Raw genomic sequence first — 26767 nt, 5'->3', positions numbered from 1 at the left:
AGGAGAGCCTCGCCATGTACACGACCCTGATCACCGTCGAAGAACTGACCGCCTTGCAGGCGGGCGGTACGCCGCACATGGTCTTCGACTGCAGCTTCGAGTTGATGAAGCCCGAGGCGGGCGTGCAACACTACCGCACGGCCCACATCCCGGGCGCGCTCTACGTCAACCTCGACACCGACCTGAGCGCCAAGCACGGCGTGCCCAACGCGCGGGGCGAGGTGGTGGTGACGGAAGCGGACGAGGGCCCGCCGGCCTCGGGTGGCCGGCATCCCCTGCCGAGCCGCGAGCGCTTCGCCGCCTGGCTGTCGAGCGTGGGCTTCTCGAACGAGATGCAGGCCGTGGTCTACGACCGCAACGGCGCCAATTACTGCGGTCGCCTGTGGTGGATGCTCAAGTGGATGGGCCATGACGCCGTGGCCGTGCTCGACGGCGGCCTGCAGGCCTGGCAAGCGGCGGGCGGTGCCGTGACCGACCGCGAGGAACCCGCGCATTTTCAGTCGAACTTCGTCGCCGGCCGGCCGCTCGCGAAGCTGGCCGACACGCAGACCGTCGCCGCGCATCTGGAGCAAGCTGACCAGACGCTGATCGATGCGCGCGCCGCGGCCCGATATCGCGGCGAGGTGGAACCTCTGGACCCGATCGCCGGTCACATCCCCGGGGCCCTGAACCGGCCCTTCACCGAGAACCTCGGCCCCGACGGAAAGTTCAAGCCGGCCGCGCAGTTGCGCGCCGAATTCGAATCGCTGCTGGGCGGCCGAGACCCCGCCACGGTCGTGCACCACTGCGGCAGCGGCGTCAGTGCCGTGCCGAACGTGCTCGCGATGCAGATCGCCGGGCTCGGGCCGACCGCGCTCTATGCCGGCAGCTGGAGCGAATGGAGCAACACGCCGGGACTGCCGACCCGGCAAGGTGCTGACGCATGACATTTCTTTCGCACGCCCTGGGCGCGCTCGCATTCACGGGGCTGGCGGCGACGATGCCGCTCGCCGCCTCGGCACAGGCGCGTGCGCACGTGCACGGACAGATCAAACTGGACATCGCGATCGAAGGACCGACGGTCGTGATCGAGATGGAATCGCCGCTCGACAACTTCGTCGGCTTCGAGCACGCGCCGAAGACCGATGCCGAGAAGAAGGCCGCGGCCGATGCCGTCGCGCAACTGCGCGCGGCCGACCAGCTCTTCAAGATCGACCCGGCCGCCAACTGCAAGCTGGGCCCGGTCACCCTGCGCTCCGCGGCGCTGGGCCTGGGCAAGGCCGAAGCGGGGGCGGAAGGTCATGCCGACCTGGACGGCAGCTTCGCCTTCAACTGCACCAAGGCGACCGACGCCAAGTTCATCGAGCTGGGCCTGTTCAACGCCTTCAAGGGGCTGCGGCAGGTCGATGCGCAGATCGTCACGCCCGACGGCCAGTCCAAGCGCAGCCTCAAGCGGCCGAACGCGCGGCTGAGCTGGGGCGGCGGCAAGTGACGACATCGACGTGACAGCCGTCCTGCGCGCCGAAGGCCTGCGCTTCGCCTGGCCCGGCGCCACGGCGCCCTGCATCGACATCGAATCGCTCGAGGTCGAGGCCGGCGAAGCCGTGTTCCTGCACGGACCGAGCGGCTGCGGCAAGAGCACGCTGCTGTCCTTGCTGGCCGGCGTGCTGGTGGCCGATGCGGGCCGCGTCACGCTGCTGGGCGAGGACTGGTCCACGCTCTCGGGCGCGGCGCGCGACCGGCGGCGCGTGGCGCACGTCGGCTACATCTTCCAGCAGTTCAACCTGCTGCCGTACCTGAGCGTCATCGACAACGTGCTGCTGCCCTGCCGCTTTTCCGCACGGCGGCTCGCACAGGCGCAACGCGACGGCACGAGCGCGCGCGACCAAGCCCAGGCGCTGCTCGATCGCATGGGCCTGCCTGCTTCGCTGTGGAAGCGGCAGGCCCTGCAGCTGTCGGTGGGCCAGCAGCAGCGCGTGGCAGCGGCACGCGCGCTGATCAGGCATCCCGAGGTGGTGATCGCCGACGAGCCGACCTCGGCGCTCGACGAAGACCGGCGCGAGGCCTTCCTCGACGTGCTGGTCGAGGCCTGCGACACGAATCGCAGCGCCCTGGTGTTCGTGAGCCACGACCAGCGCATCGCCGCGCGCTTCGGGCGCCACGTGCTGCTGCCCGAGATCAACCGCGCCGCGGCGTCGGAGCCCGCATGAAGGCGCTGTTCGCCATCGCCTGGAAGAGCGCTTGGAACCGGCGCTTCACGCTCGCGCTCACGGTGCTGTCGATCGCGCTGTCGACCTTTCTGCTGCTCGGCGTGGAGCGCATCCGCACCGAGCTGCGCGACAACTTCTCGTCTTCGGTCTCGGGCACCGACCTGATCGTCGGTGCGCGCACCGGCTCGTCGCAGCTGCTGCTGTACTCGGTGTTCCGCATCGGCGCCGCCACCAACAACATGCAGTGGCAAAGCGTGCAGGCGCTGTCGCAGCATCCCGGCGTGGACTGGGTGGTGCCGTTGTCGCTGGGCGATTCGCACCGCGGCTTCTCGGTGCTCGCGACCACGCCGGAGTACTTTCAGCGCTTCCGCTACGGCAACAAGCAGCTTCTTCAACTGCGAGAAGGCAAGCCCTTCGCAGAACTCTTCGACGCAGTGGTAGGTGCCGAGGTCGCGGACCGCCTCGGCTACCGCGTCGGCCAGAAGATCACGCTGGCCCACGGCAGCGGCGAACTCAACGTGGCCGAGCATGCCGACAAGCCCTTCACCGTAGTGGGCGTCCTCGCACGCACCGGCACGCCGGTCGATCGCACGGTGCACATCGGCCTGCAGGCCATGGAGGCCATTCACCTCGAATGGCGCGGCGGTGCGCCGCTGCCGGGCGTGAAGATTCCGGCCGAGCAGGTGCGCAAGTTCGACCTGACGCCCAAGACCGTGACCGCGACGCTGGTGGGCCTGAAGAACCGGGCCGCGGTGTTCGCCGTGCAGCGCTGGGTGTCGACCTACCAGCCCGAGGCGCTGGTGGCCATCCTGCCCGGCGTGGCGCTGGACGAACTGTGGAGCGTCATCGGCGTCGGCGAAAGCGCGCTGCTGCTGATGTCGGCGCTGGTCGCACTGGTCAGCCTGGCCGGCCTGGTGTCGGTGGTGATGGCCGGCCTCAACGAACGCCGCCGCGAACTCGCCGTGCTGCGCGCGGTGGGCGCGAGCCTGCGCCACGTGCTCGCCCTGCTGGCGCTCGAAGGCGCCATGGTCACGCTGCTGGGCGTCGCGCTGGGCCTGGTGGCCGCGGCGCTCGGCATCGCCCTGCTCTCGCCATGGCTGCAGGCCCAGTTCGGGCTCGCCCTGGCGTTGACCGAACCTACACTCGCCGAATGGACTCTGCTGGCCGGCCTGCTGGTGGCCGGCTGGCTCGCGAGCCTGCTGCCGGGCGTGCGGGCCTACAGGCTCTCGCTCGCGGACGGCCTCTCACCAAGGATCTGAAGATGAAGAACATGTTGCGCCCCCTGGTCCTCGCGTTGTGCGCCGCGGCGTTGACGGCCCATGCCGCCGATCCCGCACCGCAGGACACCACGGCCACCAACCCGCTGGGCGGCAAGGCCCCGGCAGCCAAGCCTGCGCCCGGCCAGCCCCGCCTGATCTCGTGGGAAGAACTGGTGCCCAAGGACTGGGACCCGATGAAGGAATTCAAGGGCATGGACCTGAGCAAGCTCGAAGACGGCGACCCGCGCGCCAACGACCTGCTGCTGAAGATGCAGGAGGTCGCGAACAACGCGCCCACCAACACGGCCATGAACGGCGTCGACGTCAAGCTGCCCGGCTTCATCGTGCCGCTCGAAGAGAACAAGGGCGAGGTCACCGAATTCCTGCTGGTGCCCTACTTCGGCGCCTGCATCCACACGCCGCCGCCGCCGGCCAACCAGATCGTGCATGTGCGCCCCCGCCAGGGCGCGAAGTTCCGCGCCATGGACACGGTGTGGATCACCGGCAAGCTGCAGACGCTGCGCAACGATTCGATGATGGGCGTGAGCGGCTACCACATCACGGCCGACAGCGTCACCAAGTACAGCGGCGGCGCGAAGTAGCGTACTCGCCGCAGCGCGCGCCGCGCGCGGCGCATCCAGGCCTATGATGGCCGCCCCGGCTTTCGCCGCGGCAACGATCCTGTTTCCATCGCAAGGAGCGCCTCATGTCCAACCACGTCTACAAGCACATCGAACTCACCGGCTCGTCGCCCACGAGCAGCGACGACGCCGTGCAGCGCGCGATCGCCAAGGCCAGCGAGTCGGTGCGCAACATCCAGTGGTTCGAGGTCACCGAAACCCGCGGCCATGTGAAGGACGGCAAGATCGCGCACTGGCAGGTGACCTTGAAGGTAGGCTTCACGCTCGAAGGCTGAGCGCGTGTGAGCAGCGCCGCGCCTCGTCGCGCGGCATGGCGATTCAATCCGGCGCCTGCATCACGCGGTCGAACTCCTCGTCGGCCGGCACGTTGTCGGCATCGAGTTCGCTGGCATCCGTCAAGTCGACGCCGATGTCGGACAGTTCGTCGTCGGCCATGGCGGACTCTTCCTCGTCCACGGCTTCATCTTCCGTGAGCTCGTTGTCGAGTTCCTCGTCCGACGGGCCTTTGACCAGGTCGACGGAACGCAGCTGTGGATCGGGGCGGGTCATGATCGGCTCCTAGACTGTTGGCTCGCGTTGCGCGACCCCAAGTGTGAGCCCGCGCGCCCGACTTGGGTAGCCAAAGTTTGCAACTGTCCGCAGGGGCCGCTTGTCGGAGAGCGCCCCGTCCTGCCGCTTCAGTGCCTGTGGCCGTGTTCTTCGTGCGCCGCCCCGCCGTGCTCGTGGTCATGGCCGTGGTCGCCATGCGCGAGACGGCTCATGCCCATGACCAGCAGGATGCCCAGTGCCAGCCAACCGACCTGCCAGGCCGTCTGGCGCGCGCTCAGGCGCTTCTGCAACTGTGGAATCAGGTCGGCCAGCGCGACGTAGACGAAGCTGCTGGACGCAAGCACCAGGAAGTAAGGCAGCCAGCCGTGCAACTGGTCGACCAGCCACCAGCCTGCCACGCCGCCGAGTGCAGTCATGGTGCCGGCCAGCGAGACCTTGACCAGCGCCGCGCGCGCATCGGGTGAGCTCTGCCGCAGCACCACCAGGTCGCCGATATGGTGCGGCACTTCATGGGCCAGCACGGCGAGCGCGGCCACCAGGCCCAGGTGAAGGTCGGCGATGAAGGCGGAGGCGATCAGGATGCCGTCGCCGAAGCAATGCACGCTGTCGCCGGTGAGCACAGCCCAGCCACCGCCCTTGCGCGTGTGTGCATGCGCATGCGCATGCGAATGGCCATGGTCGTGGGCGTGGTCGTGCGCATGTCCATGCCCGTGCTCGTGCTCGTGGTCGGCGCCCGCCTCGGTCTTGACCCCGTGATGATGCTCGTGCCCGTGGTGCCACAGCTCCGCCTTGTCGAGCAGGAAGAAGACCACCAGCCCGAACAGCAGCACGCCGAACAGGAGCGCCGGTTCGATGCGGCTTTCGAAGGCCTCTGGCAGCAGGTGCATGAAGGCCGTGGCGAGCAGCGCACCGGCCGCGAGGCTCAGCAGATGCTGCGGGTTGATGCCGCCGCCGTTGCGCACGCCCACCTTCAGCAACAAGGCGGCGATCCACACACTTCCGATGCCGGCGACCAGGGTCGCGGCGACGATGACGAACAGGTTCATGGCAGCTTCATGACGAAAAAACAAAAGCCGCCCAACGGACGGCTTTCGCTGGAAAGCAGGCTCTGTGCAGGTTCGCTCGACCTGTGCAAAAGCGGCCTGCGATCTTATCGGATGCCGCCGGCCTCCGGCCTCGCATCGGGCCGCACGGGAAACAACGCGATGAGCGCGTCCAGGTCGACCGGCTTGACGAGGTGGTGATCGAAGCCGGCTTCGCTGGTGCGCGCACGGTCCTGCGCCTGGCCCCAGCCCGTCTGCGCAATGATGCGCACGCCGGCGCCCCAGTCGGTCTGTCGAATCTGCCGGCATACCTCGATGCCGCTGAGCTTCGGCATGCCAAGGTCCAGCACCGCGACCTCGGGCCGCATGGCGATCGCCATGGCCACGGCCTCGGCCCCGTCGTAGGCGACGTGAACGGTGTGGCCGCGCGCCTCCAGCGCCTGCGCCAGCGTGTCGGCGGAATCCCTGCGATCGTCGGCGACGAGGACGCGATAGCTGCGTGCAGCGAGTGCCCGCGCGGGCGGCGGATCGACCGCCACGCCGTCCTCCTCGGCCAGTGCAAGCGGCAGGCGCACCGTGAACCGGCTTCCCTTGCCCAGCCCCTCGCTGGCGGCGTCGATCGTGCCGCCGTGCAGTTCGACCAGGCCCTTGGCGAGCGCGAGGCCGATGCCCTGGCCACCTTGCGCGTGGCCGGCGGATGTCTCGACCTGGCCGAACATCTCGAAGATCTCTTCGACGTGCCGGGCTTCGATGCCGATCCCGGTGTCCGTCACGCTCACGAGCGCGTGATGGCCGTCGCGGACAGTGGCGAGCGTGATCGATCCGTTCGCGGGCGTGTATTTCGCGGCGTTGATGAGCAGGTTCGAAAACACCTGGGCCAGCCGCATCAGGTCGCCGGACAGCGGCAGCGCATGCTCCGTCGACACGACATCGAGTCGATGCCCTCCGGTCTCGATGAACGGGTGCGCGATTTCGAGTGCCTGCTCGATGGCCGCGCGCAGGTCCAGGCGCTGCAGTCGCAGCCGCAGCTGTCCGCGGCTGAGGCGCGATGCATCGAGCAGGTCGTCCAGCAACCGGCCCATCTGCGACACCTGCCGGTCGATGACGTCGTGGCACCAGGCGGCCTTCTCCGGGGTGGAGCGCGGATGGCGCAGCAGCGCGACGGCATTGCGGATCGGCGCCAGCGGATTGCGCAGTTCGTGCGCGAGCGTCGCGATGAAGCGGTCTTTCTTGCGATCGGCGTCCCAGAGCAGCTCGTCGGCGCGCTTGCGGTCGGTGATGTCCATGGTGATGCCGAAGCTGCGCACGGCCTTGCCCTGCATGTCGTGTTCGGCCTGGCCGCGATGGGCCAACCACGCTTGCTCTCCATCCGGGCGCACGATGCGGAACTCGTGGCGAAAGGGCTGGCGCAGCGCGATGGACTCGGCCCGCAGGCGCGCGAAGGCCTCGCGGTCGTCCGGATGGAACAACGCCAGGACGTTGTCGGGCGTCGGCACGAAGCTGTCCTGCTGCACGCCGAAGAGTTCGTAGGTCTGCGCGGACCACCACAGCCGGCCCGTCACGAGGTCCATGTCGTAGGCGCCCATGCGGCCCGCGCTGAGCGCAGCCTCGAGCCGCTCGTGCTCGAGCCGCAGGCGCTCCTCGGCCACCTTGCGCTCGGTCGCGTCGGCCATGATGCTGACCAGTCGCAGCGCACGCCCGTCGGCAGCCCGCTTCACGACGAGGCCGCGGCCCGACAGCCAGAGCAGCGTGCCGTCCGGCCGCACGATGCGGTAGTCGGCCGGAAACGAGTCCTGGGCATCGGCCAGCGCATGGAAGTGCCGCGCCAGGTGCCGATCGTCCGGATGCAGTGCGTTCGCGTACTCGTCGTCCGGGCCGCCCACCTGGCCTCGCCCTTGTGGCAGCTCGATCCCGAACAACGCCATGCCCTCGACGCTCCACTGACGTGTCATCGCCTGGTAGTCGGTCTCCCACGATCCCATGCGGCCCGCACGGAGGGCGGAGTGAAAGCGTGCGTCGCTCTCCCGCAGCGCCTGGATCGCCGCCGCGAGCGTCCATGCGTCGGTGCCCTGCCCGCCTGGGGACGGATCGGGTGCCTCTTCAGCGATCACGGTGGTCATGCGACAGGTGTTGCCTTCGGGCGACTGCGCCCCCGCGCGACTCTAGCAGCGCACGGCCCGCACCGGCCTGACGCGACCCCCGATGCCCGACCCGAAGCGACGGTCGAGGATTTCATGCAAATTCGTCACAGCATTACGCCATCTTCACATCGGGCAGGCACGATGGAGATTCTGAACACAACGCCTCGAAAGGGTCCCATGAAGAAGATGTTTGTCGGGTTCGGCGCCGCTGCCGCCGTTTGTCTGGCGGTCTTGAGCGCACCGGCGCAGGCGCAACCGCACCACGGTCACCCCGGCTACCGGCCGCATGTGGTCGTCGTTCCGCCGCCTCCGCCGCGCCATGCGGTACGACCCGGCTATCACCCCCGCCATGGGTATCACCCCCGTCACGGTTATCACCCGCCGCATCGCAGCGCACGCCGCGACAGCGACCGCGACGGCGTGCCCGATCGCTACGACCGCCGCCCCAACAACCCCTACCGGCGCTGAGCGGCAGCCGACGCGGCAGCTTCTCGAAAAGATCAGGTCGCCGGCTTGTCGCTGGGCGACTTGATGTTGTCGCGCAGCTGCTCGCTCATCGGCAGGTTCAGCGGCGCGTTCTTCGGCGGAATCGGCTGCATGAACCACTTGGTGTAGAGCTTCTCGAACTCGCCGCTCTTCATCAGCCCGATGAAGGTGTCGTCGACCAGCTTCTTGAAGTTCGCGTCGTCCTTGGGCAGCATGCAGGCGTAGGGCTCGACCTGCAGCGCATCGCCCACCACCTCGAACTCGGCCGGATTCTTGGCGTTCGCCATCAGGCCGAACAGCAGGATGTCGTCCATCGCGAAGGCCACGGCGCGGCCGCTGTCGACCAGCAGGAAGGCATCCGCATGGTCCTTGGCGAGCACGATGTCCATGTCGAGGTTCTTGTCGACGTTGTACTTGCGCATGACCAGCGCATTGGTGGTGCCGGTGGTGCTGGCGACGGTCTTCTTGGCGACGTCGGAATAGTTCTTGATGTTCGACGACTTCTTCGCGAGCAGGCGGGTGCCGGTGTAGAAGTGGTTGATCGCGAAGCTGACGTCCTTGCCGCGCGCCGTGTTGTTGGTCGTGGAGCCGCACTCCAGGTCGATGGTGCCGTTCTGCAGCAGCGGGATGCGGTTCTGCGACGTGACGGGCAGCCAGGCGACCTGCAGGTTGGGCTTGTTGAGCTTCTTCTTGACCGCCTCGGCCACCGCGTTCGACAGCTCGACCGAGAAGCCGATCGGCTTGCCGGGGCCTTCGAGGTAGCTGAAGGGCACCGAGGACTCGCGGTAGGCGAACGTGATCTTTCCGGAGTCGGCGACCTTGGCGAGGGTGTCGGCAGCCTGTGCACCGGTTACGGCGGCACACAGGCCCATGGCGGCGATCAATGCAGCAGTCTTCATGCGAGCTCTTTCGGTGGATGAAACAAGTTGTGCAGTGTAGGAACGAACAGGCTGGCAGTCACCATGCCGTTTGCACGCACAGCCATGATGGAAAGTTATGCACGCCCGGCGACCGCCTGGGCGCTCGCCGGGCGCCCCCTCGCGGCGCATGAGCTTTGGCTATGGCGCGTCCTCCTTTCGGCATGACACGGGCACGCCGTCCCCGACTAGAGTCGACGCTTCCATCGGACAAGCAAGGAAGCGAAACGTCATGCATGTGGCTGTGCTGGGTGCCGGCATCGTGGGCCTGGCCACGGCCTGGCAATTGCGTCGCCGGGGCTTCGACGTCACGGTGATCGATCGTGCCGCGCCCGGTGCCGGTGCCAGCGGCGGCAACGGGTCACAGCTGAGCTACTCGTACGTCCAGCCGCTCGCCGATCCATCGATCTGGAAGCAGTTGCCCAAGCTGTTGTTGTCGCCCTCCTCTCCCTTGAAGCTGCGCCCGCAGCTCGATCCGCTGCAGTGGCGATGGGGCCTCGCGTTTCTCGCGGCCTGCAATGCTCGAACCTCGCGCGAGACCACCGCCCGGCTGCTGGCGCTGGCGGCCGAGAGCCGCACTGCGTTCGACACGATGCGCGGCGAGCTCGAACCCGACTGCGACTTCAGCGCGACCGGCAAGCTGGTGCTTCACGCCAGCACCACGTCGCTGGACGGCGCCCGGCGCCAGCTCGAGCTGCAGCAGCAGATGGGCAGCGTGCAGCGCCTGGTCACGCCCGACGAGTGCATCGCGATCGAGCCCGCACTCGCCGGCTACCGATCGCAGATGGCGGGCGCGATCTACACCCCGAGCGAATGCGCGGCGGACTGCCTCAAGCTGTGCGTCGCGCTCGAAGCCGCGCTTCGCACGCGCGGCGTGCGCTTCGTGCTGGACTGCGAGGTGCACGGCTTCGAGCGGGCCGGCAACCGGGTCACCGCGGTGCGCACAGCCGACGGCGACCTGGAGGCCCACGCCTTCGTCATGGCGCTGGGCACGGCCTCGCATCGACTGGGCCGCGAGTTGGGTGCCTATCTGCCGGTCTATCCGCTCAAGGGCTACAGCATCACCGTCGACGTGGAACCGGACCCGGCGGCGGCGCCGCGCGTGAGCGTGACCGACAGCGCGCGCAAGGTGGTGTTCGCACGCATCGGCTCGCGACTTCGCGTCGCCGGCATGGCCGAACTCGTGGGCCACGACGCGTCCATCCCGGCGACCCGCATCCAGACACTGGCCGCGGCGACGCGCGCGGTCTTTCCGCAGACCGGGCCGGCCACGGACCTGCATGCCTGGACCGGCATGCGCCCGGCCACGCCGACGGGCGTGCCCATCGTCGGCAGGCTGAAGCAGGCGCCGGCGAACGTGCTCTTCAACACAGGGCATGGTGCGCTGGGATTCACGCTGGCATTCGGGTCGGCAGAGCGCCTGGCGCAGGCACTGGCAGAGACTGGCCAATGAAGGCGCCCGAATCCCGCGCGTTCGTGATCAGGGCTTCGTTCGACAACGGCGCCACCGCCATTGCGTTTCTCGAGCACGGCTACATTCCCGGCCTCGAAGCGCAGGCGGCGGCGTTCGTCGCGAAGCACGGCAAAGCGCCTCGTGACCAGGACTTCCCAGAAGAAGTGATCCGCCTGCGGCCGGCCCGCCCGACCCGGCCGCCTTTGCTGATCATCGGCGGCATGGGTCCCCTGGCCGGCGCACGGGCCATGATCGAAGCCATCGGCACATTCGACGACACGCGGGAGATCGTGCTCCTGCAGCTGTGCAAGACGCCGGATCGCAGCGAGGCGCTGGAGGCCGACGGGAAGAACGCGGCAAGGTCCGAACGGCACGAACGGATCGTGCAGCACATCGCCTCTGCGCTCGTGGAAGCGGAAGGTCTGCTCGAAACCACGCCACCTGGTCGCTTCGCGCATCTCGTGGTCGCTTGCAATACGGCGCACCACTTCGTGCCAGACGCATTCCAAAGGTACGCCGACCTGCGCGCCGACGGTGCGCTGCTGCAACTCGCTTCGTTGGTCGATTGCACCACCAGGGCGCTGAGCCGGCTTCGAAGCGCTTCACAGGTGGTCGTGCTGGGAACGACCGGTACGCTGAGCACGCGCTTGTACCTCGGGCCACTGGAGGCAGCGGGTGTCGGATGCGTCGTCCCCGGAACGCACGCGCATCCGTCATCCGAGGACAGCGACGAAGCGCCGAGCGCCCAGCAGGCGCTGACGAACGCGATCTACCGCGGCGTCAAGGCCTTCGACGACAAGGCCTCGGTGCGCCATGGCGAAGCCGTCTTCCGGAAGATGGTGGAAGCTGGACAGATCGAGTCAGGCGTTCCGTTCGTCGTGCTGGCCGCTTGCACCGAAGTGCGTGACATCATCGACAAGCTCCTGACACAGGGGTCGCCCGAGGTCCGGCTGCTGCTGGCCCATGCCCGCATCGTCGAGCCGATATCGGTCACCTTCGAGCATGTGAAGCGCGCCGACGCTGCCGACACCGTCGACACTGCGAAGCCTTCGAGCAAGACCGCTACAACGCCATCTCTTCGACCGCTTCACGCATGCAGCGCGTGATGGCGCGCACCGCCACCGAGTCGGGCCGATCGGCAAAACGAAGCGCGCGTATCGGCACGGGAATGCACGGCTCCAGCGCCAGCACGTCGACCTTGGCGCGATCGGCCGAACCTGCCGTGCAGGCGTCGACCAACGCGATGCCCAGTCCATGGTGCGCCATGGCCAAGGCCGCGTGGTAGGTCTGCACCGTGACCACCGCCTGCTGAAATCCAACGCCAGCCTGCCGGCAAGCCTGGCTCAGGCTGGTGCCCACCGGGTCGCGGCTGTCCAGCCCCACCACCGGCAGCTTCACCAGGTCGTGCAGCGCGGCCGAGCCGTTGCGCACCAGCGCGCGCGGCAGCATGCCCTTGGGAGCGATGCAGACCATGCGGCTGTCGGCCAGCGTCTCTTGCGTGAGCGACGGATGCACCGCCGGGCTGAAGGCGAAGCCGACGTCGGCCTCCTGCCGCAGCAGGGCCGACATGATCTGCGGCGAGTGCAGCGATTCGACCGTGACCGCGGTGCCCGGATGCTTCTGGCGAAAGGCCTTGAGCGCGCGCGGCAGCACCTCGTAGCTCAACGCGAGCACCGTCAGGATGCGCAACTCGCCCGCGTCGGCGCCGGTGCGCAGGTTGGCCGCGAGCCGCTGCACCTCGTCGAGCTGGGCGAACAGGCGCTCGATGTGCGGATAGAGCTGCTGCGCCTCGGTGGTGGGCGTGAGGCGGCCCTTGGCGCGCTGGAACAGCGGAAAGCCCAGCTGGATTTCCGCATGCTGCAGCGTGCGGCTGACCGCCGGCTGGGTGATGTTGATGAGCCGCGCCGCCGCGCTCACGCTGCCGGTGAGCATGATGGCGTTGAAGACCTCGATGTGCCGCAGCCGCATCGCGAAGCGCGGAGCCGGTGCGGGACTAGAAGCCGGCCTTGCCGCGCGAGATGTCCATCACCATGCGCGCGGCCAGGTAGAGCCGGGGCTCGATCGAGTCGACCAGCACGTATTCGGCGTCGGCCGAATGGGCGCCGAAGCCCTGCAAGCCGAAGCGCTCCACCACGGGCGCCTTGGTCTTGAGCCCCGCGAAGGCCGCATCGGTGCCGCCGCCGGCCACCTTGTCGTCGGCGCCCAACTCGCGCCCCAGTTCCTTGTACACGCCCTGCGCATGCGCGGCCATGGCCTTCGCCGCGTCGTTCGCTTCGAGCGGCGGACGGCGGCGCTCGAACGTCATCTCGACCTTGGCCTCGGGAATCAGCTGCTTCTTCACGCGCTCCTGCACCTGCTTCTCGATGCGGTCGTAGTCGGCGACCTTCAGCACGCGCACGTCGGCCTGCGCGCTCGCCTGCGCCGGGATCACGTTGCGGTTGCTGCCGGACTTGGACACGGTCCAGTTCATCTTGAGCCCGGTGGCCGGGTCGGACAGGTCGCGCATCTGCAGGATCTGGTGCGACAGCTCGTAGAGCGCATTGACGCCCAGCTCGGGCGCCGAGCCGGCATGCGAGGCCTTGCCGGTCACGTTGAGCGACACCGAGGCGATGCCGGCAGTGGCCAGCGAGAGCTTGTCTTCGCGGACCGATGCGCCCTCGAAGGACATCACCGCATCGTGCTCGCCGCCAAGGCGCGTGATGAGGTTGCGCGAGCCGGGCGAGCTGATTTCCTCGTCGCCGTTGATCAGCACCGTGAGCGTGCCGTAGTCCTTGAAATCGAGCGCCTTGAGCAGGGCCACGGCGTGCAGGATCACGGCCACGCCCTGCTTGTCGTCGGCGATGCCCAGGCCGTAGGCCTTGTCGCCGTCGATGCGGAACTGCTGCTTGTTGAGCATGCCGATCTGGTAGACCGTGTCCATGTGCGCGATCAGCATGATCTTCTTGGTGCCCGTGCCCTTGAAGGTGGCACGCACGGCCTTGCCGATCTTCTCGGGCGTGTCTTCCATCCGATAGGCGTCAGCATTGGTGTCGACCAGCTCGACCTGCCCGCCCATGGCCTTGAGCCGGTCGGCGATCAGGTTGGCGATCTTGTCCAGGCCTTCGAGGTCGCGGCTGCCCGATTCGATGGAGACGAGCTGCTTGAGCGTTTCGAGCAGCGCGGGCTTTTCCTTGGCGGCGAGCGAGGCGATTCGCTCGTCGGGCGCGGCGGCGGCCATGCCCAGCCATGCGGCGCAGACGGCGCCGAGTACGAAGGAGCGGAGGGGTCGGGAGAAATTCATTCCTGGGTTTCCTTGGGGTTCAACGTCGTCTCTGTCTTCTGTCTTCTGTCTCTTGTCTTCGGCTCAATGCGCCTTGTCCCAGTTGGGCCCGATGCCGATCTCGGCCAGCAGCGGCACCTTGAGGTCCGCCACGCCGGCCATCAGGCGCGGGATCTCGGCGCGCACCCACTCGACCTCGTCTTCGGGCACTTCGAACACCAGTTCGTCGTGCACCTGCATGATCATCTTCGTGCGTCGCTTCTCGGCGTCCAGCACGTCCTGCACCTTCACCATGCTGAGCTTGATCAGGTCGGCGGCCGTGCCCTGCATCGGCGCGTTGATCGCCGCCCGCTCCGCCGCGCCGCGCCGCGGTCCGTTGGGCGACCGGATTTCGGGCAGGTACAGGCGGCGGCCGAACACGGTTTCGACGTAGCCCGTTTCCTTGGCCGAGGCTCGGGTCTCGTCCATGTAGTGCTTCACGCCCGGATAACGGGCGAAGTAGCGGTCGATATAGGAAGCCGCGGCCTTGGTCTCGATGCCGAGGTTGCGCGCCAGGCCGAAGCTGCTCATGCCGTAGATCAGCCCGAAGTTGATGACCTTGGCATAGCGGCGCTGCTCGCTCGACACCTGGTCGACCGCCACGCCGAAGACCTCGGCCGCGGTCGCCCGGTGCACGTCGATGTTCTCGGTGAAGGCATGCAGCAGCGACGCGTCGCCGCTGATGTGGGCCATGATGCGCAGCTCGATCTGCGAGTAGTCGGAGCTGGCGATCACGCTGCCCGTCGGCGCCACGAAGGCCTCGCGCACGCGCCGGCCCTCAGGCGTGCGGATCGGGATGTTCTGCAGGTTGGGGTCGTTGCTCGACAGCCGCCCGGTGACGGCCACCGCCTGTGCGTAATGCGTGTGCACGCGGCCCGAGCGCGGGTTGACCTGCTGCCCCAGCTTGTCGGTGTAGGTGCCCTTGAGCTTGGACAGGCTGCGGTGCTCGAGGATCTTGGCCGGCAGCGGGAAGTCTTCGGCCAGCTTTTCGAGCACCTCTTCGTCGGTGCTGGGTGCACCGCTCGGTGTCTTCTTGACCACCGGCAGGCCCAGCTTGGTGAAGAAGACTTCGCCGATCTGCTTGGGCGAGCCCAGGTTGAAGGGCTGGCCGGCGAGTTCGTAGGCTTCCTGCTCCAGCGCGAGGATGCGCTTCCCCAGCTCGTTGCTCTGCGCAGCCAGCGTGGGCGCGTCGATCAGCACGCCGTTGCGCTCGATGCGGTAGAGCGTCTCGCTCGATGCCATCTCGAGTTCGTAGACGAAGCGCAGCCTGTCGTCGGCCTGCAGCTGCGGCCACAGCGCCAGGTGCACGTCGAGGGTCTGGTCGGAGTCTTCGCAGCTGTATTCGGCCGCCTTGTCGATCGCGACCTGGCTGAACGAGATCTGGTGCGCGCCCTTGCCGCACAGGTCTTCGTAGTCGATGCCGGTGCGGCCCAGGTGGCGCTCGGCCAGGCTGGCCAGGCCATGCGGCTTGTGGACCTCCAGCACGTAGCTTTCGAGCATCGTGTCGTGCGCATAGCCCTGCACCTCGATGCCGTGGTTGGCGAACACATGGCGGTCGTACTTGACGTGCTGGCCCAGCTTCTTCTTCGCACCGTTCTCCAGCCAGGGCTTGAGCTTCGCGAGCACCTCGTCGCGCGGCAGCTGTGCAGGCGCATCGGGGTAGTTGTGGGCCAGCGGGATGTAGGCCGCTTCACCCGGCTTCACGCTGAAGCTGATGCCGACGATCTCGGCCAGGATCTCGTCGAGCGAGGTGGTTTCCGTGTCGAGGGCGACCAGGTCGGCGGCCTCGACCTTGGCGAGCCAGGCGTCGAACATCTCCCAGCCCAGGATGGTGTCGTAGACCAGGTTGCTGGCCTTGGCGGCCTCGCCGGCGGCGGGCTCTTCGAGCAGGCCGGTGCCGCCCTCGGGGCCGTGCTTCTTCAGGTTTTCCTCGATCAGCTCCGGCTGCACTTCGTGCGCCTCCAGTGCCTTCGCCAGCGATTTGAAGCCGTAGCGCTCGTAGAAGACCTTCAAGGGCTCGACCTGCTGCGCGCCGATGGCGATGCCGTCCAGCGCGGGCAGGCCCGTGACGTGACCGTCGAGGTCGCAGTCGGTGCGGATGGTGACCAGGCGACGGCCCTGCGGCAGCCAGTCGAGCGCCTTGCGCAGGTTCTCGCCGGCCTGGCCCTTGACCTCGCCGGCGTGCGCGATCAAGCCGTCGAGCGAGCCGTATTGCAGCAGCCACTTGGCCGCCGTCTTGGGGCCGACCTTGTCGACGCCGGGCACGTTGTCGACGCTGTCGCCAACGAGGGTCTGGTAGTCGACCATGAGCCGCGGCGGCACGCCGAATTCGGCCTCGACGCCGGCGACGTCGCGCTTCTTGCCGTTCATGGTGTCGATGATGGTGATGTGCTCGTCGACCAGCTGGCTCAGATCCTTGTCGCCGCTGGAGACGATCACCTCGACGCCCTGGTTGCCCGCCGCGCGCGCCAGCGTGCCGATGACGTCGTCGGCTTCGATGTCGGGCACGCACAGCACGGGCCAGCCGAGCAGCTTCACCACTTCGTGGATCGGCGCGACCTGGGCGCGCAGGTCTTCGGGCATGGGCGAGCGATTGGCCTTGTACTCGGGATACCAGTCGTCGCGAAAGGTCTTTCCGGGCGCGTCGAAGATGCAGGCGGCGTAGTCGGCGCGGACCTCGCGGCGCAGCAGCTGAAGCATGTTGATCATGCCCCGGATGGCCCCGGTGGGCGGGCTGCTCGGGTCGCCCGGCACCGCGCGCAGGTCGGGCATGGCATGGAAGGCGCGGTACAGGTAGCTCGACCCGTCGACGAGCAGCAGCGTTTTCTTGTCGGTCATCCGGCGCATTTTGCCGTGCCGCGCTCGGGCGACTGGACGATGGCGCCCGTCGCTGCCCGCTGACAGCGGCGCGCGAGGCCGCCGCCTACAATCCCGACACTATGTCCACCCCCACCTCTTTGCTCGTTCGCGGCCTCCTCTGCGCCGCGCTGGTCGCACCGCTGGCTGCCGTCCACGCGCAGAGCGCGCCGCCCCCGGCCGATGCGGCCCAGGCCGCGCCCGAGTCGCCGACACGCAACCAGAAGATCGAGCACATCCGCGTGGAAGATGCCGGCGCCCGCGTCGACGAACTGCGCTACGGCGGGCAGACCCAGAGCATCACGGTGCAGCCCAAGGCCGGCGTGCCTTCGTACGAAGTGCTGCCCAACAACACCGGACGCGACCGTCAGGGCCAGACCGACGGCGGCGGCAACGGCAACGGCGCACGCGTCTGGAACGTGCTCAAGTTCTGATTCCTGCGACGTGGCGGTCTTTACCGAAGTCGGGTTCGACGAAGCCGATGCGCTGGTGCAGCGCCTCGGCCTCGGCCCGCTGAGTGCGCTTCGCGGCATCGAAGGCGGCATCGAAAACACCAACTACTTCGCCAGCACGGAATCGGGCGAGTTCGTGCTGACGCTGTTCGAGCGGCTCGGGCCCGAACAGCTGCCCTATTACCTGTGCCTGATGAAGCACCTCGCGGCCCGCGGGCTGCCGGTGCCAGAGCCGGTCGCCGACCCGGCCATCGAGCCACCGAGCGGCCACGCGCTGTCGATTCCGGCCGATGCGCCGTGCGAGCTTCTGCACCGCGTGGCGGGCAAGCCGGCCGCGGTGGTGCAGCGCCTGTCGGGCAAGAGCGCCCTGGCGCCCACCGACAGCCATTGCGCCGAGCTCGGCCGCCTGCTCGCACACATGCACCAAGAGGCACGCGACTTTCCCCGCCTGCAGCCCAACCTGCGCGGGCTGGCGTGGTGGAACGACACGGCGCCGGTGGTGCTTCCGCATCTCGACGCGCCGCAGGCCGCACTGCTGCGCAGCGAGCTGGCCTACCAGAACCACGTCGCCGCTTCGTCGGCCTATGCGGCGCTGCCGCGCGGCCCGGTGCACGCCGACCTGTTTCGCGACAACGCGATGTTCTCCACGGAAGGCGACGTGCCCCGGCTGACCGGCGTGTTCGACTTCTATTTCGCCGGCACGGACACCTGGTTGTTCGACCTGGCCGTCTGCCTCAACGACTGGGCGATCGACCTGCCCACCGGTCGGCACGACGGGCCGCGCGCCGATGCGCTGCTGGCGGCCTACGCCACCGTTCGGCCGCTGACTGCTGCCGAACGTGCCCTGCTTCCCGCCATGCTGCGTGCGGCCGCGCTGCGCTTCTGGATATCGCGGCTCTGGGACTTCCACCTGCCGCGCGAGGCCAGCATGCTCAAGGCGCACGACCCCACCCATTTCGAGCGCGTGCTCCGTGAGCGCGCGCACCCGTCCGCCCAGCCCTTTTCTTCGTCCGCCGCCTCCGGCCAATTGCAGGCCGCCTGAGCCGGGGCCTGTTCATCCATGAAACTCAACCTCGTGCCGGCACGCACCGGCGCCGAATGGGTCCGCACCGGGCTCAAGACCTTCTGGCGTCAGCCGCTGGCCTTCATCTCGCTGTTCTTCCTGTTCATGGCATCGATCTCGATCGCCTCGCAGCTTCCGCTGGTCGGCAGCGTGCTGGCGCCGATCCTGCTGCCCTTCATGACGCTGGGGCTGATGGTGGCGACCTCGGTCGCCTATGCCAACGACCAGCAGAAGCCGGCTGCGCCCGCGATGTTCATCGCCGCCGCGGAGGCGGTGAAGACCCGCTGGCGGCCGATGATCGTGCTTGGCCTGATCTCGGCCGCGTACTTCGTGATCGCGGTCGGCTTGTCGGCGCTGCTGGACGACGGCTACCTGGCCCGCGCGTACCTGCTCGACGCGACCCTGTCGGACGACGTGGTGAAGAGCAGCGACTTCCAAATGGCGCGCATCTTCGTCATGACGCTCAACCTGCCGCTGTCGCTGGCCATGTGGCACGCGCCGGCGCTGGTGCACTGGCACCAGGTCGATCCGGTCAAGGCCCTGTTCTTCAGCCTGGTGGCGCTGTTCCGCAACTTCGGCGCTTACGCCATGTTCTGCCTGTCCTGGTTCGGCGTGTTCCTCGCGGCCGGCATCGCCATCGGCCTGCTGGCCACCGTGCTGGTCGGGGTCGGCGCCATGGGGATGGGCGGCGGCGCTTCGGTCATCGGCGGCGCGCTCATGCTCGGCACCGCGCTCGTGCTGGCGGCGATGTCGCTGAGCTCGACCTGGTTCACCTTCAGGGACAGCTTTCGGGCGGACTGACCGAGTCAGGCCCGCGCGCCGTCAAGGCGTGGCTTGCTGTCGCGCCGAGAGCAGCAGGCCTACCGGCCTTTCAGCAGCCCCGGGGCCGCCCTGGGCGCTACACCGGCGTGAGCTTGGCCACCGACAGCGCCAGCCATTTGACGCCGTGCCGTGGAAAGTTGATCTGCGCGCGCGCATCGTCGCCGCTGCCTTCGAGCGCCAGCACCGTGCCTTCGCCGAACTTGTTGTGGAAGACCTGCATGCCCGAGCGCAGGCCATGCGAGGGCGCGGCCTTCTGCTGCGGCACCGGCGGGTTGGCGAAGACATCCTTGTTGCCATAAGCGCCGCGCGTGCTCGCATAGCCGCCGCCATAGCCGAAGGCCGAGGGCGTGAAACCCTGGTTCTTGGGGGTGAGCCACTTCAGGGCTCCTTCGGGCAACTCTTCGAAGAAGCGGCTCTTGACGTTGTAGCGAGTCTGCCCGTGCAGCATGCGAGTCTGCGAATGGCTCAGGTACAGCCGCTGCCGCGCGCGGGTGATCGCCACGTACATCAACCGACGTTCTTCTTCGAGGCTCTCGTAGTCCGACATGGAGTTCTCGTGAGGGAACAGCCCCTCCTCCATGCCGGTGATGAAGACGCAGTCGAACTCGAGGCCCTTGGCCGCATGCACGGTCATGAGCTGCACGGCATCCTGGCCGGCCTGCGCCTGGTTGTCGCCCGACTCCAGCGCGGCGTGGGTGAGGAAAGCGGCCAACGGGCTCATGGTCTCGCCGGTCTCGGCATCGGGCGCGAGCGGCTCGTCGACGAGCGGCAGGTTCGGATCGATGCCCTGGCTGGCGGGCGACTGCCGCAGCTCGTCGACCGGCATGGCCACCGCGTCGCGGCCGAAACCCTCTTGCGTGACGAAGCTTTCGGCGGCGTTGACCAGCTCTTCCAGGTTTTCGATGCGGTCGGCGCCCTCGCGCTCGCTGCGGTAATGCTCGATCAGGCCGCTGTGCTGAAGCACCAGCTCGATGATCTCCCGCAAGGACATGCCCTGCGTCTGCTCCCGCAGCACGTCGATCTTGGCGACGAAGGCCGACAGATTGGCGCCGGCCTTGCCACCGACGGCGTTGACTGCGTCATGCAGCGAACGGCCCGCCGCCCGGGCGGCATCCTGCAACTGCTCGATGCTGCGCGCGCCGATGCCGCGCGGCGGAAAGTTGACGACGCGCAGAAAGCTCGTGTCGTCGTCCTTGTTCTCCAGCAGGCGCAGGTAGGCCAGGGCGTGCTTGATTTCTGCGCGCTCGAAGAAGCGCAGGCCGCCATAGACACGGTAAGGCACGGAGGCGTTGAAAAGCGCCGTTTCGATGACCCGGCTCTGCGCGTTGCTGCGGTAGAGCACCGCCATTTCCTTGCGCTCGATGCCGTCGCGCGCAAGCTGGCGCATCTCCTCGACCATCCACTGCGCCTCGGCGAAGTCGCTGACCGACTCGTAGACCCTCACCGGCTCGCCGGGGCCCTGGTCGGTGCGCAGGTTCTTGCCCAGGCGCTTCTTGTTGTGGCTGATCAGCGTGTTGGCCGAGTCGAGGATGTTGCTGAAGCTGCGGTAGTTCTGCTCCAGCTTGATCTGGTGCGTGACATCGAATTCGCGCACGAAATCGGCCATGTTGCCCACCCGCGCGCCACGGAAGGCGTAGATGCTCTGGTCGTCGTCGCCCACGGCCAGCACGCTGTTGTCGCCGGGGACGAAGCGGCCGTCGACCGTTTCGCCGGACAGCATCTTGAGCCATGCGTACTGCAGCCGGTTGGTGTCCTGGAATTCGTCGATCAGGATGTGGCGGAAGCGGCGCTGATAGTGCTCGCGCACGGGGTCGTTGTCGCGGAGCAGCTCGTAGCTGCGCAGCATGAGTTCGCCGAAGTCGACCACGCCCTCGCGCTGGCACTGTTCTTCGTAGAGCTGGTAGAGCTCGACCTTCTTGCGGTCGTCCTCGCTGCGCACCTCGATGTCGCGCGGGCGCAGGCCGTCTTCCTTGGCGCCCGAAATGAACCATTGGGTCTGCTTGGCCGGAAAGCGCTCTTCGTCGACGTTGAACTGCTTCATCAGGCGCTTGATGGCCGAGAGCTGGTCTTGCGTGTCGAGGATCTGGAACGCGGACGGCAGCCCCGCCAGCTTCCAGTGCGCGCGCAGGAAGCGGTTGCAGAGCCCGTGGAAGGTGCCGATCCACATGCCGCGCACGTTGACGGGCAGCATCGCGCCCAGGCGCGCCATCATTTCCTTGGCCGCCTTGTTGGTGAAGGTCACGGCCAGCACGCCGCCCGGCGACATCTGGCCGGTCTGCAGCAGCCAGGCGATGCGTGTGGTCAGCACGCGCGTCTTGCCGGAACCGGCGCCGGCAAGGATGAGTGCGTTGCCCGCGGGAAGCGTGACGGCGGCGCGCTGCTCGGGGTTGAGGTTGTGGAGCAGCGGCGATTCGGCGGCGGCCGCGGGGGTGGTGAGCATCCGTCGATTGTAGAAAGCCCGGCGTATGCGGGTTATATGAATGGCCAACGTGGCGGGCGCGACTCGCACGCGTAAAATCAATCACCGGGCCCAAGATTCTTGTGCCCGGTTTTTTGTGCGCGCTTCTTTTGCGGAAGCGCTGCGAAAGCCGGCCAGACCAAGCGCTCATTCGTTTTTTCAACGATCTTTTCCGGAGCTTGGTTCATGCAGATATTCGACTACGACAACATCCTCCTGCTGCCGCGCAAATGCGTGGTGGAAAGCCGTTCCGAGTGCGACGCCAGCGTCACGCTCGGCGGCCGAAAATTCCGCATCCCGACGGTGCCGGCCAACATGAAGACGGTGGTCGACGAGACCATCTGCACCTGGCTGGCGAGAAACGGCTACTTCTACGTGATGCACCGCTTCGACCTGGACAACGTGAAACTCGTGCGGGACATGCACGCCCAGGGCGTGTTCGCCTCCATCTCGCTGGGCGTCAAGAAGGCCGATTACGACACGGTGGACCGACTGGTCGCCGAGGGCCTGTCGCCCGAGTACGTGACGATCGACATCGCGCACGGCCACGCCGACACGGTGAAGAACATGATCGCCTACCTCAAGAAGCACCTGCCCAAGGCCTTCGTGATCGCCGGCAACGTGGGCACGCCCGAGGCGGTGATCGACCTCGAGAACTGGGGCGCGGACGCGACCAAGGTCGGCATCGGCCCGGGCAAGGTCTGCATCACCAAGCTCAAGACCGGCTTCGGCACCGGCGGATGGCAGCTGTCGGCGCTCAAGTGGTGCGCGCGGGTGGCGACCAAGCCGATCATTGCCGACGGCGGCATCCGCGACCATGGCGACATCGCCAAGAGCATCCGATTCGGCGCGTCGATGGTGATGATCGGCTCGCTGTTCGCCGGCCACGAAGAGTCGCCGGGCAAGACGGTCGAGGTCGACGGCGCGCTCTTCAAGGAATACTACGGCTCGGCCAGCGACTTCAACAAGGGCGAATACAAGCACGTCGAAGGCAAGCGCATCCTCGAGCCGATCAAGGGCAAGCTGGCCGACACGCTGGTCGAAATGGAGCAGGACATCCAGAGCTCGATCAGCTACTCGGGCGGGCGCAAGCTGATGGACATCCGCAAGGTCAACTACGTGACCTTGGGCGGAGACAACGCCGGCGAGCACCTGCTGATGTAGCGTTTCGATCGTGCCGAACGCACTCCAAACTGGTTAGAATTCGCCTGCGTTGGGGGGGTAGCTCAGCTGGGAGAGCGCCGCGTTCGCAATGCGGAGGTCGTGAGTTCGATCCTCATCCTCTCCACCAACCTGTTCTCGAAGGCCTCGGCATCCGCCGGGGCCTTTTTGTTTTCAGGTGTCGAGCGTCAGGTGCTGCCCGTGCAGCGCCGCAGCGGCCGGCGAGGCCAGGAAGCCGATGGTCTGGGCGGCAACCGCGGTCGACACCCAGGTTTCCGGGTTCGCGTCGGGCATGGCCTGCCGATTGGCCGGTGTGTCCAGGATGCTGGGGGCGACGCTGTTGACGTTGATGCCGTGCGGCGCGAGTTCGGCTGCCGATGCCTCGACCAGCCTTTGCAGCGCGCTCTTGGAGGCAATGTAGGCCGCCATCTGGCCAGCCCCGCGCGCTGCGCTCTTGGCCGTGACCGCGATCACGCTCCCTGACTTGCGCTCAACCATCGATGGCACCAGCGCCTGCGACACGGCCACGAAGGACCAGGCATTCAGGTTCATCATGCGGTCCCACGCCTGACGGCTCAGTGCATGGACTTCCTCACCCATCTCGAAGCCGCCGGCGATGTGGACCACGGCGTCGACCTGTTTGAACGCCGCCAGGATGCGCCCGGCCGCGTCGTGCATCGCTTGCGTCGACGTCACGTCGACTTCGAGCAACAAGTGTTGCGAGTTGTCGAGGCCCGGAAAGCTGCCGACCAGATGCTCCATCCGGTGGTCGAGCAGCGCCACGCGGGCGCCTCCGTCCAGGAAATGCTGCACGACGGCGCGGCCCAGCGCGCCGGCGGCGCCGGTCACCACGACGTGGCGGGGGGTGGGGTTGTCCATCATTCGCAGCTCCTTGTTCGTGCGGGCATCCTAACGCCGGGGCCACGCAGGAAACGTGCATGATCGGCCTTCCCTTGCATCGGAGAAACGTCATGAAAGAAGTGGTTGTTGTCAGCGGCGTGCGCACCGCTATCGGTACCTTCGGCGGAGCCCTCAAGGACGTGCCGCCCACGCGGCTCGCGGCCTTGGTCACGCAAGAAGCCCTGGCCCGCGCCAAGGTCGACGGGAAGGATGTCGGTCACGTGGTCTTCGGCCACGTGGTCAACACCGAGCCGCGGGACATGTACATGGCCCGCGTGGCCGCCATCGAAGGCGGCTGCGCGCAGGAAACGCCTGCGCTCACCGTCAACCGCCTGTGCGGCTCGGGCCTGCAGGCCATCGTGAGCGCGGCGCAGAGCATCCAACTCGGCGACGCCAAGGTGGCGGTGGGCGGCGGCGCCGAGAACATGAGCCGCGCCCCGCTGTCGTCGCTCACCGCTCGCTGGGGTGTGCGCATGGGCGACACCAAGCTGGTGGACATGATGATCGGCGCGCTGCACGACCCGTTCGAGAACATTCACATGGGCGTTACCGCGGAGAACATCGCCAAGAAGTGGAACATCAGCCGCGAGACGCAGGACCAGACGGCGCTGACCAGCCACCAGCGGGCGCAGAAAGCGATCGAGGGCGGCCTGTTCAAGAGCCAGATCGTCCCGGTGCCGCTGCAGAGCCGCAAAGGGGCCACGCAGTTCGACACCGACGAGCACGTGCGCATCGACGCCAAGCTGGAGGACATGGCCAAGCTCAAGCCTGCCTTCCTGAAAGAGAACGGCACGGTGACGGCAGGCAACGCCTCCGGCATCAACGACGCAGCCGCAGCCGTGGTGCTGATGGAAAAAGAAGAGGCCGCACGCCGCGGTCTCAAGCCGATGGCGCGCATCGTCGCCTATGCCTTCGCCGGCGTCGACCCGAACTACATGGGCATCGGCCCGGTGCCGGCCTCGCGCAAGGCATTGGAAAAAGCGGGCCTCAAGGCGTCGGACATGGATGTGGTCGAGGCGAACGAAGCGTTCGCGGCCCAGGCATGCGCCGTGACGCAGGACCTCGGCCTCGACCCGGCCAAGGTCAACCCGAACGGCTCCGGCATCTCGCTCGGTCACCCGATCGGCGCCACCGGCGCGCTCATCACCGTGAAAGCGCTGTACGAACTCGAGCGCATCCAGGGGCGCTATGCCTTGGTGACGATGTGCATCGGTGGCGGCCAAGGTATCGCCTGCATCTTCGAGCGAAGCTGAGCAGATTGCGCAATCTTTAAGGCTATAATCTTTGGATTGCCTGAAGACAGCAATGTTGATCAGGGGCTCTTAGCTCAGTTGGTAGAGCAGCGGACTCTTAATCCGTAGGTCGAGTGTTCGAGTCACTCAGGGCCCACCAACACATCAAGGACCTGACGAGAAATCGTCGGGTCCTTTTTCTTTGGCGCTTCAAGTGCGGACACCGCAGTTGCGGAGCTCATTGCCAAAAAAAACGCGGGCATGTGCCCGCGTTTTGCTTGGGTGAAGCTGGCTCAAGCCGCCATGATCGACACCGCCTTGGTGTTGAGGTAGTTCTCCATCGCCTCCGGCCCGCCTTCGGAGCCGTAGCCCGAATCCTTGATGCCGCCGAAGGGCATTTCCGGCGAAGGCGCAGCCGGCTGGTTGATCCACAGCATGCCGACTTCGACAGACTGCGACAGCAGGTGGGCGTTCTTGATCGAACGGGTGAAGGCATAGCCAGCCAGCCCGAACGGCAGGCGGTTGGCTTCGGCGATGGCGTCTTCGAGCGAGTCGAAGCCACGGATCGCGGCGATGGGACCGAAGGGCTCGTTGTTGAACACGTCGGCTTCGAGCGGCACGTCGGTCAGCACGGTGGGCGCGAAGAAGTTGCCCGACGAACCCACGCGCTCACCGCCGGTGGCGATGGTCGCGCCCTTGGTGCGCGCGTCGTCCAGCACCTGCGCCATGGCCGTGAGCCGGCGCGCGTTGGCCAACGGGCCGAGCGTCGTTCCTTCGGCCAGGCCATCGCCGACCTTGAGGTTCTCGGCGTTCTTGACCAGCGCTTGCGCGAACTCGGCCTTGATGCTGTTGTGCACGAGGAAGCGGGTGGGCGAGATGCACACCTGCCCGGCATTGCGCCACTTGGCGCCGCCGGCGGCCTTGACCGCCAGCGCGACGTCGGCGTCTTCGGCCACGATCACCGGGGCGTGGCCGCCCAGCTCCATGGTGGCGCGCTTCATGTGCTGACCCGCCAGGGCCGCGAGCTGCTTGCCGACCGGCGTGGAGCCGGTGAAGGTCACCTTGCGGATGATCGGATGGGCGATCAGGTAGCTCGAAATCTCGGCCGGGTTGCCGAACACCAGGCCGACCGTGCCGGGGGGCACGCCCGCATCGACGAAGGTCTGCAGCAGCGCGGCGGGCGAAGCCGGGGTCTCTTCCGGTGCCTTGACCAGGAACGAGCAGCCCGCGGCCAGGGCAGCGCCCAGCTTGCGCACGATCTGGTTGATGGGGAAGTTCCAGGGCGTAAAGGCGGCGACGGGGCCGACCGGCTCCTTGATCACCAGCTGCTGGGCGGCCAGGTTGCGCGAAGGCACGATGCGGCCGTAGACGCGGCGGCCTTCGTCGGCGAACCATTCGATGATGTCGGCGCCGGCCAGCACTTCCACGCGTGCCTCCGCGAAGGGCTTGCCTTGCTCCAGGGTCAGCAGGCGGGCGATTTCGGGGGCGCGTTCGCGCAGCAGGGATGCGGCCTTGCGCATGGTCGCGGCACGCTCGTTGGCGGGCACCTTGCGCCAGGCTTGAAAGCCGCGCTGGGCGGCGTCCAGCGCGCGATCGAGGTCGGCGATGCCGGCGTGCGCGACCTTGCCGATCGGCTTGCCGGTGGCGGGGTTGATCACGTCCAGGGTCTTGCCGCTGGCCGCGTCGCTCCATTCGCCGTTGATCAGCAGGCGGGTGTCCACGTAGCTCGTCGGTGTGCTCATGTCGGTCCTTGGGATTTTTCAGGGGGATTGGTCGATGCCGGATTCGGCGGGGCGGGCGCGAAGCCCAGGCGTGATTGTCACCCGAGCCGGCGCCTCGATACGAGC

Annotated in this window: 25 protein-coding genes and 2 tRNA genes; 16 read left to right on the top strand and 11 right to left on the bottom strand. The window is 67.4% G+C overall.

Annotation, left to right across the window (positions count from 1 at the left end; translation table 11 throughout):
• The first annotated feature begins 14 nt into the window (after positions 1-14).
• The 6 genes from B0W80_RS18580 to B0W80_RS18555 all read left to right on the top strand — a co-directional run bounded on the left by B0W80_RS18580 (position 15) and on the right by B0W80_RS18555 (position 4364).
• On the top strand, positions 15-926 hold the full coding sequence (locus tag B0W80_RS18580) for a sulfurtransferase (RefSeq protein ID WP_077000637.1): 912 nt from the start codon (positions 15-17) through the stop codon (positions 924-926).
• Positions 923-1471, top strand: a complete 549-nt coding sequence (locus B0W80_RS18575) for a DUF2796 domain-containing protein (protein WP_083745482.1) — start codon at positions 923-925, stop codon at positions 1469-1471. Before B0W80_RS18580 ends, B0W80_RS18575 begins: the two co-directional genes overlap by 4 nt.
• Positions 1472-1481: 10 nt before the next feature.
• Complete coding sequence (locus B0W80_RS18570) at positions 1482-2189, top strand: ABC transporter ATP-binding protein (protein ID WP_143684687.1); 708 nt, start codon at positions 1482-1484, stop codon at positions 2187-2189.
• The gene (locus B0W80_RS18565) at positions 2186-3448 is read left to right on the top strand and encodes an FtsX-like permease family protein (RefSeq protein ID WP_077000635.1); all 1263 of its coding nucleotides are present in this window, start codon (positions 2186-2188) and stop codon (positions 3446-3448) included. Before B0W80_RS18570 ends, B0W80_RS18565 begins: the two co-directional genes overlap by 4 nt.
• An 11-nt stretch (positions 3449-3459) precedes the next feature.
• A complete protein-coding gene (locus tag B0W80_RS18560; RefSeq protein WP_077000647.1) occupies positions 3460-4050 on the top strand; it encodes a DUF3299 domain-containing protein in 591 nt (196 codons plus the stop codon).
• 104 nt (positions 4051-4154) lie between these two features.
• On the top strand, positions 4155-4364 hold the full coding sequence (locus B0W80_RS18555) for a dodecin (protein ID WP_077000634.1): 210 nt from the start codon (positions 4155-4157) through the stop codon (positions 4362-4364).
• 43 nt (positions 4365-4407) lie between these two features.
• On the opposite strand, the gene B0W80_RS18550 is transcribed toward B0W80_RS18555, so the two are convergent.
• From B0W80_RS18550 to B0W80_RS18540, 3 genes are all read right to left on the bottom strand, one after another.
• On the bottom strand, positions 4408-4638 hold the full coding sequence (locus B0W80_RS18550; RefSeq protein WP_077000633.1) for a hypothetical protein: 231 nt from the start codon (positions 4636-4638) through the stop codon (positions 4408-4410).
• Positions 4639-4766: 128 nt separating this feature from the next.
• On the bottom strand, positions 4767-5684 hold the full coding sequence (locus B0W80_RS18545; protein WP_077000632.1) for a ZIP family metal transporter: 918 nt from the start codon (positions 5682-5684) through the stop codon (positions 4767-4769).
• Between the two features lie 104 nt (positions 5685-5788).
• A complete protein-coding gene (locus B0W80_RS18540) occupies positions 5789-7801 on the bottom strand; it encodes a PAS domain-containing protein (protein ID WP_077000631.1) in 2013 nt (670 codons plus the stop codon).
• A 198-nt stretch (positions 7802-7999) separates the two neighbouring features.
• Between B0W80_RS18540 and B0W80_RS18535 the strand changes: the two genes are divergently transcribed.
• A complete protein-coding gene (locus B0W80_RS18535; RefSeq protein WP_077000630.1) occupies positions 8000-8290 on the top strand; it encodes a hypothetical protein in 291 nt (96 codons plus the stop codon).
• 32 nt (positions 8291-8322) lie between these two features.
• On the opposite strand, the gene B0W80_RS18530 is transcribed toward B0W80_RS18535, so the two are convergent.
• The gene (locus tag B0W80_RS18530) at positions 8323-9207 is read right to left on the bottom strand and encodes a transporter substrate-binding domain-containing protein (protein ID WP_077000629.1); all 885 of its coding nucleotides are present in this window, start codon (positions 9205-9207) and stop codon (positions 8323-8325) included.
• Between the two features lie 250 nt (positions 9208-9457).
• Here B0W80_RS18530 and B0W80_RS18525 point away from each other — a divergent pair, with 250 nt between their 5' ends.
• On the top strand, positions 9458-10678 hold the full coding sequence (locus tag B0W80_RS18525; RefSeq protein ID WP_077000628.1) for a D-amino acid dehydrogenase: 1221 nt from the start codon (positions 9458-9460) through the stop codon (positions 10676-10678).
• Complete coding sequence (locus B0W80_RS18520) at positions 10675-11784, top strand: aspartate/glutamate racemase family protein (RefSeq protein WP_077000627.1); 1110 nt, start codon at positions 10675-10677, stop codon at positions 11782-11784. The genes B0W80_RS18525 and B0W80_RS18520 overlap by 4 nt, the downstream gene beginning before the upstream one ends.
• On the opposite strand, the gene B0W80_RS18515 is transcribed toward B0W80_RS18520, so the two are convergent.
• From B0W80_RS18515 to polA, 3 genes are all read right to left on the bottom strand, one after another.
• On the bottom strand, positions 11741-12646 hold the full coding sequence (locus B0W80_RS18515; protein ID WP_077000626.1) for a LysR family transcriptional regulator: 906 nt from the start codon (positions 12644-12646) through the stop codon (positions 11741-11743). The genes B0W80_RS18520 and B0W80_RS18515 overlap by 44 nt on opposite strands.
• Positions 12647-12671: 25 nt before the next feature.
• Positions 12672-13958 (bottom strand): M20/M25/M40 family metallo-hydrolase, encoded by a 1287-nt coding sequence (locus tag B0W80_RS18510; RefSeq protein ID WP_077000625.1) that lies wholly within the window; start codon positions 13956-13958, stop codon positions 12672-12674.
• 63 nt (positions 13959-14021) lie between these two features.
• Complete coding sequence (gene polA / locus B0W80_RS18505) at positions 14022-16814, bottom strand: DNA polymerase I (RefSeq protein ID WP_077000624.1); 2793 nt, start codon at positions 16812-16814, stop codon at positions 14022-14024.
• 101 nt (positions 16815-16915) lie between these two features.
• On the opposite strand from polA, the gene B0W80_RS18500 reads away from it, so the two are divergent.
• The 3 genes from B0W80_RS18500 to B0W80_RS18490 are packed head-to-tail and all read left to right on the top strand — an operon-like array spanning position 16916 to position 19148.
• Entirely contained in the window at positions 16916-17266 is a 351-nt protein-coding gene (locus B0W80_RS18500) for a hypothetical protein (RefSeq protein ID WP_077000623.1), read from the top strand.
• A 10-nt stretch (positions 17267-17276) separates the two neighbouring features.
• On the top strand, positions 17277-18326 hold the full coding sequence (locus B0W80_RS18495) for a homoserine kinase (RefSeq protein ID WP_077000622.1): 1050 nt from the start codon (positions 17277-17279) through the stop codon (positions 18324-18326).
• 18 nt (positions 18327-18344) lie between these two features.
• Positions 18345-19148: a BPSS1780 family membrane protein gene (locus tag B0W80_RS18490; RefSeq protein WP_077000621.1), complete on the top strand. Its 804-nt coding sequence runs from the start codon at positions 18345-18347 to the stop codon at positions 19146-19148.
• A 97-nt stretch (positions 19149-19245) separates the two neighbouring features.
• Here B0W80_RS18490 and B0W80_RS18485 read toward each other — a convergent pair whose 3' ends face one another.
• Positions 19246-21609, bottom strand: a complete 2364-nt coding sequence (locus B0W80_RS18485) for a UvrD-helicase domain-containing protein (protein WP_077000620.1) — start codon at positions 21607-21609, stop codon at positions 19246-19248.
• 77 nt (positions 21610-21686) lie between these two features.
• Complete coding sequence (locus tag B0W80_RS36230) at positions 21687-21815, bottom strand: hypothetical protein (RefSeq protein ID WP_256856621.1); 129 nt, start codon at positions 21813-21815, stop codon at positions 21687-21689.
• On the opposite strand from B0W80_RS36230, the gene B0W80_RS18480 reads away from it, so the two are divergent.
• Positions 21814-22791: a GMP reductase gene (locus tag B0W80_RS18480; protein ID WP_077000619.1), complete on the top strand. Its 978-nt coding sequence runs from the start codon at positions 21814-21816 to the stop codon at positions 22789-22791. The two genes, B0W80_RS36230 and B0W80_RS18480, sit on opposite strands and share 2 nt — an antisense overlap.
• Positions 22792-22842: 51 nt before the next feature.
• A tRNA-Ala gene (locus B0W80_RS18475) sits at positions 22843-22918 on the top strand.
• A gap of 44 nt (positions 22919-22962) precedes the next feature.
• On the opposite strand, the gene B0W80_RS18470 is transcribed toward B0W80_RS18475, so the two are convergent.
• Positions 22963-23670, bottom strand: coding sequence for an SDR family NAD(P)-dependent oxidoreductase (locus tag B0W80_RS18470; RefSeq protein WP_077000618.1), 708 nt, complete (start codon positions 23668-23670; stop codon positions 22963-22965).
• A gap of 89 nt (positions 23671-23759) precedes the next feature.
• Here B0W80_RS18470 and bktB point away from each other — a divergent pair, with 89 nt between their 5' ends.
• Positions 23760-24941, top strand: coding sequence for a beta-ketothiolase BktB (bktB, locus tag B0W80_RS18465; protein ID WP_256856620.1), 1182 nt, complete (start codon positions 23760-23762; stop codon positions 24939-24941).
• Positions 24942-25004: 63 nt separating this feature from the next.
• A tRNA-Lys gene (locus B0W80_RS18460) sits at positions 25005-25080 on the top strand.
• A gap of 133 nt (positions 25081-25213) precedes the next feature.
• Here the strand turns inward: B0W80_RS18460 and B0W80_RS18455 are convergent.
• Complete coding sequence (locus B0W80_RS18455; protein ID WP_077000616.1) at positions 25214-26662, bottom strand: NAD-dependent succinate-semialdehyde dehydrogenase; 1449 nt, start codon at positions 26660-26662, stop codon at positions 25214-25216.
• Positions 26663-26767: the final 105 nt, after the last annotated feature.

Source organism: Variovorax sp. KK3 (genome assembly GCF_001984055.1).
Lineage (GTDB): Bacteria > Pseudomonadota > Gammaproteobacteria > Burkholderiales > Burkholderiaceae_C > Variovorax.
This window is presented reverse-complemented; position numbering and strand designations above follow the sequence as displayed.

What these genes read in the sequence shown, in the direction of transcription:
- B0W80_RS18470 (WP_077000618.1), bottom strand. Translation starts at nt 23,670, where the DNA reads ATGATGGACAACCCCACCCCCCGCCACGTCGTGGTGACCGGCGCCGCC.
- B0W80_RS18490 (WP_077000621.1), top strand. Translation starts at nt 18,345, where the DNA reads ATGAAACTCAACCTCGTGCCGGCACGCACCGGCGCCGAATGGGTCCGC.
- B0W80_RS18575 (WP_083745482.1), top strand. Translation starts at nt 923, where the DNA reads ATGACATTTCTTTCGCACGCCCTGGGCGCGCTCGCATTCACGGGGCTG.
- B0W80_RS18500 (WP_077000623.1), top strand. Translation starts at nt 16,916, where the DNA reads ATGTCCACCCCCACCTCTTTGCTCGTTCGCGGCCTCCTCTGCGCCGCG.
- B0W80_RS18580 (WP_077000637.1), top strand. Translation starts at nt 15, where the DNA reads ATGTACACGACCCTGATCACCGTCGAAGAACTGACCGCCTTGCAGGCG.
- B0W80_RS18535 (WP_077000630.1), top strand. Translation starts at nt 8,000, where the DNA reads ATGAAGAAGATGTTTGTCGGGTTCGGCGCCGCTGCCGCCGTTTGTCTG.
- B0W80_RS36230 (WP_256856621.1), bottom strand. Translation starts at nt 21,815, where the DNA reads ATGAACCAAGCTCCGGAAAAGATCGTTGAAAAAACGAATGAGCGCTTG.
- B0W80_RS18520 (WP_077000627.1), top strand. Translation starts at nt 10,675, where the DNA reads ATGAAGGCGCCCGAATCCCGCGCGTTCGTGATCAGGGCTTCGTTCGAC.
- B0W80_RS18455 (WP_077000616.1), bottom strand. Translation starts at nt 26,662, where the DNA reads ATGAGCACACCGACGAGCTACGTGGACACCCGCCTGCTGATCAACGGC.
- B0W80_RS18510 (WP_077000625.1), bottom strand. Translation starts at nt 13,958, where the DNA reads ATGAATTTCTCCCGACCCCTCCGCTCCTTCGTACTCGGCGCCGTCTGC.
- polA (WP_077000624.1), bottom strand. Translation starts at nt 16,814, where the DNA reads ATGACCGACAAGAAAACGCTGCTGCTCGTCGACGGGTCGAGCTACCTG.
- B0W80_RS18565 (WP_077000635.1), top strand. Translation starts at nt 2,186, where the DNA reads ATGAAGGCGCTGTTCGCCATCGCCTGGAAGAGCGCTTGGAACCGGCGC.
- B0W80_RS18545 (WP_077000632.1), bottom strand. Translation starts at nt 5,684, where the DNA reads ATGAACCTGTTCGTCATCGTCGCCGCGACCCTGGTCGCCGGCATCGGA.
- B0W80_RS18555 (WP_077000634.1), top strand. Translation starts at nt 4,155, where the DNA reads ATGTCCAACCACGTCTACAAGCACATCGAACTCACCGGCTCGTCGCCC.
- B0W80_RS18525 (WP_077000628.1), top strand. Translation starts at nt 9,458, where the DNA reads ATGCATGTGGCTGTGCTGGGTGCCGGCATCGTGGGCCTGGCCACGGCC.
- B0W80_RS18480 (WP_077000619.1), top strand. Translation starts at nt 21,814, where the DNA reads ATGCAGATATTCGACTACGACAACATCCTCCTGCTGCCGCGCAAATGC.
- bktB (WP_256856620.1), top strand. Translation starts at nt 23,760, where the DNA reads ATGAAAGAAGTGGTTGTTGTCAGCGGCGTGCGCACCGCTATCGGTACC.
- B0W80_RS18515 (WP_077000626.1), bottom strand. Translation starts at nt 12,646, where the DNA reads ATGCGGCTGCGGCACATCGAGGTCTTCAACGCCATCATGCTCACCGGC.
- B0W80_RS18540 (WP_077000631.1), bottom strand. Translation starts at nt 7,801, where the DNA reads ATGACCACCGTGATCGCTGAAGAGGCACCCGATCCGTCCCCAGGCGGG.
- B0W80_RS18485 (WP_077000620.1), bottom strand. Translation starts at nt 21,609, where the DNA reads ATGCTCACCACCCCCGCGGCCGCCGCCGAATCGCCGCTGCTCCACAAC.
- B0W80_RS18560 (WP_077000647.1), top strand. Translation starts at nt 3,460, where the DNA reads ATGTTGCGCCCCCTGGTCCTCGCGTTGTGCGCCGCGGCGTTGACGGCC.
- B0W80_RS18530 (WP_077000629.1), bottom strand. Translation starts at nt 9,207, where the DNA reads ATGAAGACTGCTGCATTGATCGCCGCCATGGGCCTGTGTGCCGCCGTA.
- B0W80_RS18550 (WP_077000633.1), bottom strand. Translation starts at nt 4,638, where the DNA reads ATGACCCGCCCCGATCCACAGCTGCGTTCCGTCGACCTGGTCAAAGGC.